Below are 12402 nucleotides of genomic sequence, written 5' to 3'. Positions count from 1 at the left end.
GGTTCTGTTGCAAAGTCAGAAAAAATATAACTAATTATCATTTTAACATGGTAGTATTCTCTTAACTGGCCAACATGTGATTAATTTCGTAGCACGGCGAAAATCCGTAGATCTGAAGAGACCTACGGTTCTTTTTATATAGACCATAAATACATTCAATACCTTTGAGTGTATTCTTTGCCGTATTGACGCTTTGATATCTCGTCTTTCTCACTTTAATATGACGGTGATCCTGCTCAATGAGGTTATTAAGATATTTAGATGTACAATGACAGTCGGGATTAAGTTTAAAATCTTTAATCAACTTAGACATTGCCACCTTCGTCGAAGGTGCCTGGTCTGTAATTATCATTTGAGGTTTACCAAATTGTTTAATAAGTCGCTTAATAAACGCATATGCTGAATGATTATCTCGTTTCTTACGTAACCAAATATCCAATGTATGACCATCTGCATCAATGGCACGATATAAATAGCACCATTTTCCTTTTATTTTAATGTATGTCTCATCAACGCGCCATTTATAATAAGCTTTTTTATGCTTTTTCTTCCAAATTTGATACAAAATAGGAGCATATTCTTGAACCCAACGGTAGATCGTTGAATGATGAACGTTAACGCCGCGTTCTCTTAGTATTTCAGATATATCACGATAACTAAGCGCGTATCTTAAGTAATAGCCAACGGCTACAGTTATTACATCTTTATTAAATTGCTTATATCTAAAATAATTCATAGAGAACGCTCCTTTTTTGTTAAAATTATACTATAAAATTAACTTTGCAACAGAACCGAATGTTATAACCTTGTTACAAATTGTTTAATTAGCAATGTAACAAGGTTGTTTCTTTTAATTTATATTCATTGTGAGATTATAAGGTTATGAAAAGGAGGGAGAAAAAAATTATGCTATCTGAGAAGTTAAAATCTGCACGTTTAGCAAAAGAATTAACTCAATCTGAAGTAGCCAAACAATTATATGTAACAAGACAAACCCTCTCTCGTTGGGAGCAAGGTAAAACATTACCGAATATCTATGCTATCCAAGAATTAAGTAGAATTTACGACATATCATTAAATGATTTAGTGAAAAATACAGTGTTTGAAAATAAGGAGAGTCAAAATGTGAAAAGATTAAACTTTTTCGCTTTATTTGGAGCATTAGTTTTTAATATATTTTTGTTTTCTTTAGTCATATTATTTTTTAGTGCTTCTTTTATAATGTTATTAGGGATATCATTAACTATGATTTTTAGTCCATTGATTTTTATTATTTTTGTTATAAAAGATATACAAGATTTTAATATTTTCCAACTATCTTTAACTATATTTTTCTTTTGTATAGGTTTGTTTTCTATTCCTATATTAAAAAAGTCGATTTACATTTCGTTTAGAGTTTTGAAGAATTATTTAAAGTATAATTATAAATCAGTTTTTCTGAATTGAATTTCAACTCTAAAACTATAAAGAATATAGAAGAAGATACTAAGGAGTTTTTATGAATACGAATTATAGAACAAAGCCATTTATAATCTATATAGTCATCGTTTTTGGAACTACTTATGTTATTGGAGGAGTATTAAATTTTATAAATGATAAAAGCATATTATCAAATTTAATAATGTTATTTCCTTCTATATCTGCAATTATTGTTTGGAGTTATTTTTATAAAAAAAATGAAGGATTTGTCGAATTTTTTCGTTACGTATTGGTAAGCTTATACATTGGGTTATTTACCCACTTATGATGGTAAGTATTATGACTTTAATCTATTTAATATCTTATATTATAAATTCTAATCTGTTTTATAATTCATTTGGGATGAATTATAAATTATTAACTCCTTTATTAATTAATGTAACCATTGGCGTATTGATTAGTTTTTTAGCATATTTAGGTGAAGAATTAGGTTGGCGATCTTTTATGTATCCTCAACTAATAGCTAAATTAGGGACAAATAAGGGATTATTTATCGGCGGTATAATATGGGGATTATGGCATTTACCACTTATTTTACAAGGACACAATTATCCTAATAATCCTGTTTTAGGTAATTTTTTTATGATAGCTATGTGTATGCCATTAGGAATTATTCTTTATTATACGTATATCAAAACGAAAACTATATTTATACCTGCAATTTTACACGGTATTTTTAATCAATTTGCAACTACTGTTTATATATTTGCTATTAAAAAGGATGACTTTAACTCACTAATTTATGGTCCAACAGGAATAGTTGGAATAATAATTTTGAGTATTTTAGCATTGATGTTGCTTGTGAAAATGAATAAGGCATACAAAAGCACTACCCATAAGAACTAATTATGTTGAATAATTAATCCTATTAATCCTTTTTCAATAAAAATGAACTATCAGCACAGAGTTGTTTACACAATTGATGAAGATAATAAAGAAGTTTTTATTCTTTCCACATAGCCATATTCTTAGATAGAAACAATGAAATTTTTAGTATTGCTTTTTTATTACTTTGTCATATAAATTCCAAATGTTGTTCTCAATTTTTTAGATACTGTTATCTATTGTAATCCTCCCTTATAAACACCTAATTTTTATACATTTTTTGAAACTACACTAAATATATTTTTACTACGTATCGAATATTGTAATTGTTCTTTACACTGTACTGTCACACTTAATTTATTTAGCTTCTCTTGGGTATCTCCAGGACGACGTTTTAGGTAATAAATTAAAAGTGTTATTCAGTTCTTTCATATTTCTTTTAGATGGATTAATAAATTTATAGTTATCAGTGTTTTCATAAGATCTGCTTATAAATGTTTGAGTTCTATATTTGTCACGTTCGTTTTATTATTATAATTTTCACTTAAATTATAAATCTATTTTCTCTCATATATTTCAATGCAGTATAAAATTTAGCAATAAACAAAAACCGAAAGACTCTACACAAGTGATTCGATCCTATCTTTATTCTAAATGTAAAAAATATTAAAGTTTATGTTATTTTTATCTATAGGGTAGAATTATCTATATGCATTAAGTACTATATATAGATACACCTTTAATTCAAATTTTTTGAAATGTACATAATTAGATGTATATTAACTTTCAATAGTGTATCATAAAGTTGTAAAAAAATTATTTTGGGGTGAGTAAATATGGGGAATAAACAAGGTTTATTACCAAACAAGTTAAATAAGTATTCTATCAGAAAATTCACAGTGTGTACTGCGTCGTTGCTTGTGGGAGCAACACTTGTTTTTGGAATTGGAAGTGAGGCGCAAGCAGCAGAATTAGATACGATCACAAAAGAAGATGTTAAGAGCCAAGACAAAGGTGAAGCATTAGACATAAAAAATATTAAAGAATCAGAAAAAGATGTTACTACTGAGGATGACAACAATGCGCAAGTACAAAATAGTGCTCAGACAGTTGACAAATCAGAAAATTCCAATGACACTGCTGTTGAATCTACGAATGACAGTGTGAAAACAGATGAAACAAAAGAAACATCGGAAAATAAATCTGCACAAGATGATGATAACATTAAAGAGGACTCAAATACTCAAGAAGAATCAACGAATACATCATCACAATCTTCTGAAGTTCCTCAAACTAAAAAAGACACAAATGAAACATCAGAAACAGCAATAGATGAAGATGCATCTACCAAAGAACAAAATAATAAAGACAACGATACTGCACAAGATGATGATAACATTAAAGAGGACTCAAATACTCAAGAAGAATCAACGAATACATCATCACAATCTTCTGAAGTTCCTCAAACTAAAAAAGACACAAATGAAACATCAGAAACAGCAATAGATGAAGATGCATCTACCAAAGAACAAAATAATAAAGACAACGATACTGCACAAGATGATGATAACATTAAAGAGGACTCAAATACTCAAGAAGAATCAACGAATACATCATCACAATCTTCTGAAGATTCGCAAACTAAAAAAGAACAACCAGACAAATCATCTAATTCAATTAAAGAGCCAGATAAACAACAAGAAGAAGTAGCAAAAGAAGAAAAAGCTACTACTGAAATAGCTGATAAAAATAAAGAATTAGAATTAAAGAATAATAAAACTGATAAAAATGAAGAATCTGAATTAGAAAGTAACTTATCTTCTTCAGAAAATAAGAAGGATACAGTTGAATCTTTCTTAAATAGTCAACTGTCCGATTCAGAAACCAAAAAAATCATGGAAAATGCTAACATTGACTATGATAAAGCAACAGATGAAGAAATTAATACAGAAATTTTAAGAGCTTCATTAATTGAAATGGCGAACAATAAGAAAAAAACAGAAACTTTAGCAACACCACAAAGAACTATGTTCCGTGCTATGGCTACACCAACAGCATTGCGTGCAGCAGTTAACCAAGATGAAGAACTACAAAAATCTTTAGGTTACACAGATGATTATACATTTGCTTCAATGTTATTTGATCCAGGTAAATTAGATTCTGATGACGCATTAAATAGTAATATAATTCCATTTGACCTACATAGTTACATGTCAGGATCAAACTCTGGAAACAGATATAAAATTGATTTGAAATTAGATCCAATTATTGCTGAACATGTCACTAAAATTTCAGCGAATCCTTCTGGAAGCAATAAACCCGTTGAGTTTGTAAGAATTAAAGATGAAAATGGTAATCTAACAGATACTTGGGAAGTCAACTTTATTCGTGCAAATGATGGTTTATTTGGAGGTGCAGAAATTCTTTCACAATATACTGCTAAGAATGGCAAAATAGAATTGGACGATACAGTTGGTAATATCATATCTAACGCTGGCGATTTATCTAATAATAAATTGAATTATCAGGTGTTTGTTCGAGATTCTAGAGAAAATAAAATTATTCGTACTTCTGAAAGCAATGGTTATTTCTTAACAAAAGCTGATGATGATTTAGTTAATTTAGAAAATAATGTATCTACAGAAAATAATAATGCATTTAAAGCAAGTAGCGGTTCAGCTACATATAATGAAAACGTTGGAGAATTTGGTGGTATTTTAATTGACCAACAAATCATGAAGAACGGTATTTTCTCATATAGTAAAACAAAAGCTAACCAATGGGCATACAATTATCAAATTGATAAAGACTTACTACCCTATATCGAAGGTGTAGAATTGCACCAATACGATTATAAAGGCTTAAATGGTTTTGACAAAAATTATGATGCAAAAAATAAAGTTGCTGACTTAACCATTGACGAGGTTGGTAATGGCACAATTACGAGTGACAATTTAAATAAACTAATCGAATTTAATAATGCATTACCAGAAACTGTAGGCGTTAGAGTCGTACTTAAATTGAATCAAAGCGTAAATAACATTTTAACAAAAGATGCAAAATATGATTCAGAAGGTAATTTGATTAGAGAAACAACAAAACAAAAAGAAGATTTCACATTTGCTGGTTATTTAACAGATAGTAAAGGGGCATTAATTAATAATACTTTAGGTACTTCAACACTAGCGCTACAAGATTATGATAAAGATGGTTTATTAGATAGATATGAACGTCAATTATCATTATCTGATGCAGAAAACGAAGATACTGATGGCGATGGTAAGAATGATGGCGATGAAGTTGTAAATTATAAAACATCACCACTTGTAGGCAAACCGCAAGCAGCAGATATTACAACAGAAGACACAGTCGTTTCTGGTTCTGTTCCTCTTAAAGAAGGTGCAGCAACACAAACAGCTAAAGTAATTAATGCAGAGGGTACAACAGTTGGTACAGCAACTGTAAATTCAGATGGTACATTCTCAGTGTCAATTCCAAATTCACCAGAAGGAACCTATACTATTGCAATTGATTCACCAAATTATGATAATGATGAAGTAAACATTTTTAAAATTGTTGATAATTCTAAACTACCAGCACCATCTATTAATCCTGTTGACGATAACGATCAACAAATTGTTGTAAATGGTACGTCAGGTTCAACTGTGACAGTAACAGATAGTAATAATAATGTTTTAGGTACTGTAACAATTCCAGTAGATGATACAAGTGCAGCAATTAATGTTGATACTCCTTTAGAAGCAGGTACAGTATTAACTTCAACAGCTAGTAAGGACGGCAAAACAAGTGATGTATCTGATCAAATCACAGTAACAGATGCGACAGCGCCAGATGCACCAACATTAGATGAAGTAAATACAGATGCAACACAAGTTACAGGTCAAGCAGAACCTGGTTCAACTGTGACAGTTGCATTCCCTGGTGGTGGAAAAGCATCAACAACTGCAGACGATGCAGGTAATTTCATAGTAGATATTCCATCAGAAGTAAATCTAGAAGGTGGCGAGACGTTTACGGCGACTGCTACAGATGAAACTGGCAATGAATCTGAGCCAAGTACAACAACGGTTGTTGATACTACGGCGCCAGATGCACCGACAGTTAATGATGTAACAAGTAATGACAAAGTAATAAACGGCACAGCAGAACCAAATTCAACAGTAACTGTAACGTTCCCTGATGGCACAACTGCTACGGGTACTACAGATAGTAACGGAAACTATACAGTAGACATTCCAGAGAATATGTCACTCAAAGGCGGCGAGACAATTAGCGCTACTTCAAGTGACGCAGAAGGTAATGAATCTGAAAGTGCAACTACAACAGTTGTTGATGCGACTGCTCCAGACGCACCAACAATAAATGAAGTTGACACAAATGCCACTGAAGTTAATGGTACAGCAGAACCAAATTCAACAGTAACTGTAACGTTCCCTGATGGCACAACTGCTACGGGTACAGCGGATGATCAAGGGAATTATACAATCGAAATACCATCAAATGTTGATTTAAGAAATGGTAATAAAATAGAAGCTGTATCAGCAGATGAAGCTGGTAATGTATCTGGACCAGGTACGACAACAGTTGCAGGTGAAGATACAGCAACAGCACCTACAATTAATAACGTGACTAGTGATGATACACGAATCACTGGTACAGCGGATGCAGGTAATACAGTTACAATTACCTTCCCTGACGGTACAACTGCTACGGGTACTGCAGATGACCAAGGTAATTACACAATTGATGTTCCATCTAATGTTGATCTAAACGGTGGCGAAGAAATTCAAGTTAAAGCGACGGATAATAGAGGACGCGATTCAGTAACTGTTACAACAACTGCTACTGATGTAACAGCGCCAGACGCACCGGTTGTTAACGGAGTATCAAGTGACGATACGCAAGTTACAGGTCAAGCAGAACCTGGTTCAACAGTAACTGTAACTTTCCCTGACGGTACAACTGCTACGGGTACTGCAGATGATCAAGGTAATTACACAATTGATATTCCATCCAATGTTGACCTAAACGGTGGCGAAGAGCTACAAGTAACAGCAACTGACAAAGGCGGCAATACTTCTGAACCAAGCTCAGCGAACGTTACAGACACAACTGCTCCTGATGCACCAACGGTGAATGATGTGACTAGTGACGCTACTCAAGTTACAGGTCAAGCAGAACCTGGTTCAACAGTAACTGTAACGTTCCCTGATGGTACAACTGCTACGGGTAAAGTTGATGAAGACGGTAACTATACAATTGAAATACCTTCGAATTTGAATCTAGTAGGTGGAGAAAACATAACTGCTAGTACAAGAGATGAATCTGGAAATGAATCAGAAAGTACAGAAACAACAGTTGTTGATGCAACAGATCCAGACGCACCAACTGTGAATGACGTGACTAGTGACGCTACTCAAGTTACAGGTCAAGCAGAACCTGGTTCAACAGTAACTGTAACGTTCCCTGATGGCACAACTGCTACGGGTACAGCGAATGATCAAGGTAATTACACAATTGATATTCCAACAGGTGTAGAACTAGAAGGCGGCGAAGAAATCTTAGCTACAGCTACAGATGATAACGGGAATACTTCAAAAGCTACTACTACTACCGTTACAGACACAACTGCTCCTGACGCACCAACGGTGAATGATGTGACTAGTGACGCTACTCAAGTTACAGGTCAAGCAGAACCTGGTTCAACAGTAACTGTAACGTTCCCTGATGGTACAACTGCTATGGGTACTGCAGATGATCAAGGTAATTACACAATTGATATTCCATCCAATGTTGACCTAAACGGTGGCGAAGAGCTACAAGTAACGGCAACTGACAAAGACGGCAATACTTCTGAACCAAGCTCAGCGAACGTTACAGACACAACTGCTCCTGACGCACCAACGGTGAATGATGTGACTAGTGACGCTACTCAAGTTACAGGTCAAGCAGAACCTGGTTCAACAGTAACTGTAACTTTCCCTGACGGTACAACTGCTACGGGTACTACAGATGACGAAGGTAATTATACAATTGATATTCCAACAGGTGTAAAACTAGAAGGTGGTGAAGAAATTACTGCTACAGCTACTGATAATACTGGTAATGTATCTGATACAGGGGCTACGAATGTTACAGATACAACAGCGCCAGACGCACCAGTTGTTAACGGGGTATCAAGTGACGATACGCAAGTTACAGGTCAAGCAGAACCTGGCTCAACAGTAACAGTGATATTCCCTGATGGTACAACTGCTACGGGTAAAGTTGATGAAGACGGTAACTATACAATTGAAATACCTTCGAATTTGAATCTAGTAGGTGGAGAAAACATAACTGCTAGTACAAGAGATGAATCTGGAAATGAATCAGAAAGTACAGAAACAACAGTTGTTGATGCAACAGATCCAGACGCACCAACTGTGAATGACGTGACTAGTGACGCTACTCAAGTTACAGGTCAAGCAGAACCTGGTTCAACAGTAACTGTAACGTTCCCTGATGGCACAACTGCTACGGGTACAGCGAATGATCAAGGTAATTACACAATTGATATTCCAACAGGTGTAGAACTAGAAGGCGGCGAAGAAATCTTAGCTACAGCTACAGATGATAACGGGAATACTTCAAAAGCTACTACTACTACCGTTACAGACACAACTGCTCCTGACGCACCAACGGTGAATGATGTGACTAGTGACGCTACTCAAGTTACAGGTCAAGCAGAACCTGGTTCAACAGTAACTGTAACTTTCCCTGACGGTACAACTGCTACGGGTACTACAGATGACGAAGGTAATTATACAATTGATATTCCAACAGGTGTAAAACTAGAAGGTGGTGAAGAAATTACTGCTACAGCTACTGATAATACTGGTAATGTATCTGATACAGGGGCTACGAATGTTACAGATACAACAGCGCCAGACGCACCAGTTGTTAACGGGGTATCAAGTGACGCTACTCAAGTTACAGGTCAAGCAGAACCTGGCTCAACAGTAACAGTGATATTCCCTGATGGTACAACTGCTACGGGTAAAGTTGATGAAGACGGTAACTATACAATTGAAATACCTTCGAATTTGAATCTAGTAGGTGGAGAAAACATAACTGCTAGTACAAGAGATGAATCTGGAAATGAATCAGAAAGTACAGAAACAACAGTTGTTGATGCAACAGATCCAGACGCACCAACTGTGAATGACGTGACTAGTGACGCTACTCAAGTTACAGGTCAAGCAGAACCTGGTTCAACAGTAACTGTAACGTTCCCTGATGGCACAACTGCTACGGGTACAGCGAATGATCAAGGTAATTACACAATTGATATTCCAACAGGTGTAGAACTAGAAGGCGGCGAAGAAATCTTAGCTACAGCTACAGATGATAACGGGAATACTTCAAAAGCTACTACTACTACCGTTACAGACACAACTGCTCCTGACGCACCAACGGTGAATGATGTGACTAGTGACGCTACTCAAGTTACAGGTCAAGCAGAACCTGGTTCAACAGTAACTGTAACGTTCCCTGATGGTACAACTGCTATGGGTACTGCAGATGATCAAGGTAATTACACAATTGATATTCCATCCAATGTTGACCTAAACGGTGGCGAAGAGCTACAAGTAACGGCAACTGACAAAGACGGCAATACTTCTGAACCAAGCTCAGCGAACGTTACAGACACAACTGCTCCTGACGCACCAACGGTGAATGATGTGACTAGTGACGCTACGCAAGTTACAGGTCAAGCAGAACCTGGTTCAACAGTAACTGTAACGTTCCCTGATGGTACAACTGCTACGGGTACTGCAGATGATCAAGGTAATTACACAATTGATATTCCATCCAATGTTGACCTAAACGGTGGCGAAGAGCTACAAGTAACAGCAACTGACAAAGGCGGCAATACTTCTGAACCAAGCTCAGCGAACGTTACAGACACAACTGCTCCTGATGCACCAACGGTGAATGATGTGACTAGTGACGCTACTCAAGTTACAGGTCAAGCAGAACCTGGTTCAACAGTAACTGTAACGTTCCCTGATGGTACAACTGCTACGGGTACTGCAGATGATCAAGGTAATTACACAATTGATATTCCATCCAATGTTGACCTAAACGGTGGCGAAGAGCTACAAGTAACGGCAACTGACAAAGGCGGCAATACTTCTGAACCAAGCTCAGCGAACGTTACAGACACAACTGCTCCTGATGCACCAACGGTGAATGATGTGACTAGTGACGCTACTCAAATTACAGGTCAAGCAGAACCTGGTTCAACAGTAACTGTAACGTTCCCTGATGGTACAACTGCTACGGGTACAGCGAATGATCAAGGTAATTACACAATTGATATTCCAACAGGTGTAGAACTAGAAGGCGGCGAAGAAATCTTAGCTACAGCTACAGATGATAACGGGAATACTTCAAAAGCTACTACTACTACCGTTACAGACACAACTGCTCCTGACGCACCAACGGTGAATGATGTGACTAGTGACGCTACTCAAGTTACAGGTCAAGCAGAACCTGGTTCAACAGTAACTGTAACGTTCCCTGATGGTACAACTGCTATGGGTACTGCAGATGATCAAGGTAATTACACAATTGATATTCCATCCAATGTTGACCTAAACGGTGGCGAAGAGCTACAAGTAACGGCAACTGACAAAGACGGCAATACTTCTGAACCAAGCTCAGCGAACGTTACAGACACAACTGCTCCTGACGCACCAACGGTGAATGATGTGACTAGTGACGCTACGCAAGTTACAGGTCAAGCAGAACCTGGTTCAACAGTAACTGTAACGTTCCCTGATGGTACAACTGCTACGGGTACTGCAGATGATCAAGGTAATTACACAATTGATATTCCATCCAATGTTGACCTAAACGGTGGCGAAGAGCTACAAGTAACAGCAACTGACAAAGGCGGCAATACTTCTGAACCAAGCTCAGCGAACGTTACAGACACAACTGCTCCTGATGCACCAACGGTGAATGATGTGACTAGTGACGCTACTCAAGTTACAGGTCAAGCAGAACCTGGTTCAACAGTAACTGTAACGTTCCCTGATGGTACAACTGCTACGGGTACTGCAGATGATCAAGGTAATTACACAATTGATATTCCATCCAATGTTGACCTAAACGGTGGCGAAGAGCTACAAGTAACGGCAACTGACAAAGGCGGCAATACTTCTGAACCAAGCTCAGCGAACGTTACAGACACAACTGCTCCTGATGCACCAACGGTGAATGATGTGACTAGTGACGCTACTCAAGTTACAGGTCAAGCAGAACCTGGTTCAACAGTAACTGTAACGTTCCCTGATGGTACAACTGCTACGGGTACTGCAGATGATCAAGGTAATTACACAATTGATATTCCATCCAATGTTGACCTAAACGGTGGCGAAGAGCTACAAGTAACGGCAACTGACAAAGACGGCAATACTTCTGAAAGTACCAATACGACTGTAATCGATTCTGATGACAACTCTGATAACGGAAATAATTCAGGTGCTGGAGACAATTCAGATTCTGATAACAACTCTGGTAACGGAAATAATTCAGGTGCTGGAGACAATTCAGATTCTGATAACAACTCTGGTAACGGAAATAATTCAAATGCTGGAGACAATTCAGATTCTGATAACAACTCTGGTAACGGAGATAATTCAAATGCTGGAGACAATTCAGATTCTGATAACAACTCTAATAACGAAGATAATTCAAGCTCTAACAAAGATTCAATTAATCAAGACTCAAATGTAAATAGTAATGATAGTAAACATGATAAACAAAATGAATTACCAGAAACGGGTGAAAAAGAAGTACGTAATGGTACATTATTTGGAACGTTATTTGCTGGTTTAGGTTCTCTATTATTATTTACCAAACGTCGTAGAAAAGAAAATGATAAAAAATAAATATTTAAATTATTGTAAATAAGTACAGGGCTCTCCACTTACAAAGGTGGAGAGCCCATTTTATTATTACTTATTGAAAATGTCTCTTGATTCAGGTCATTCAATTAATTTGAATTTCATTTTTTATACAGAGGGTAAT

At 36.2% G+C, this 12402-nt stretch carries 4 protein-coding genes; 3 read left to right on the top strand and 1 reads right to left on the bottom strand.

Annotated elements, in window-relative coordinates:
• Positions 1-61: 61 nt before the first annotated feature.
• On the bottom strand, positions 62-736 hold the full coding sequence (locus tag ACF3N8_RS11510) for an IS6 family transposase (protein WP_002512555.1): 675 nt from the start codon (positions 734-736) through the stop codon (positions 62-64).
• 170 nt (positions 737-906) lie between these two features.
• Here ACF3N8_RS11510 and ACF3N8_RS11505 point away from each other — a divergent pair, with 170 nt between their 5' ends.
• The 3 genes from ACF3N8_RS11505 to ACF3N8_RS11495 all read left to right on the top strand — a co-directional run bounded on the left by ACF3N8_RS11505 (position 907) and on the right by ACF3N8_RS11495 (position 12263).
• Entirely contained in the window at positions 907-1446 is a 540-nt protein-coding gene (locus tag ACF3N8_RS11505) for a helix-turn-helix domain-containing protein (protein ID WP_017176827.1), read from the top strand.
• A gap of 312 nt (positions 1447-1758) precedes the next feature.
• Positions 1759-2325 carry a CPBP family intramembrane glutamic endopeptidase gene (locus ACF3N8_RS11500; protein WP_392449992.1) on the top strand — a complete coding sequence of 189 codons (567 nt, stop codon included), beginning with the start codon at positions 1759-1761 and terminating at the stop codon, positions 2323-2325.
• 815 nt (positions 2326-3140) lie between these two features.
• The gene (locus ACF3N8_RS11495) at positions 3141-12263 is read left to right on the top strand and encodes an Ig-like domain-containing protein (protein WP_392449990.1); all 9123 of its coding nucleotides are present in this window, start codon (positions 3141-3143) and stop codon (positions 12261-12263) included.
• Positions 12264-12402: the final 139 nt, after the last annotated feature.

The organism is Staphylococcus massiliensis, from assembly GCF_043186315.1.
GTDB lineage: Bacteria > Bacillota > Bacilli > Staphylococcales > Staphylococcaceae > Staphylococcus > Staphylococcus massiliensis.
Note: the sequence above shows the minus strand (reverse complement) of the source record. Positions and strands in the feature narration are given on the sequence as shown.

Bases quoted from the DNA above. Each gene is read 5' to 3' on its own strand.
- ACF3N8_RS11510 (WP_002512555.1), bottom strand. From the start codon at position 736: ATGAATTATTTTAGATATAAGCAATTTAATAAAGATGTAATAACTGTA.
- ACF3N8_RS11495 (WP_392449990.1), top strand. From the start codon at position 3,141: ATGGGGAATAAACAAGGTTTATTACCAAACAAGTTAAATAAGTATTCT.
- ACF3N8_RS11500 (WP_392449992.1), top strand. From the start codon at position 1,759: ATGACTTTAATCTATTTAATATCTTATATTATAAATTCTAATCTGTTT.
- ACF3N8_RS11505 (WP_017176827.1), top strand. From the start codon at position 907: ATGCTATCTGAGAAGTTAAAATCTGCACGTTTAGCAAAAGAATTAACT.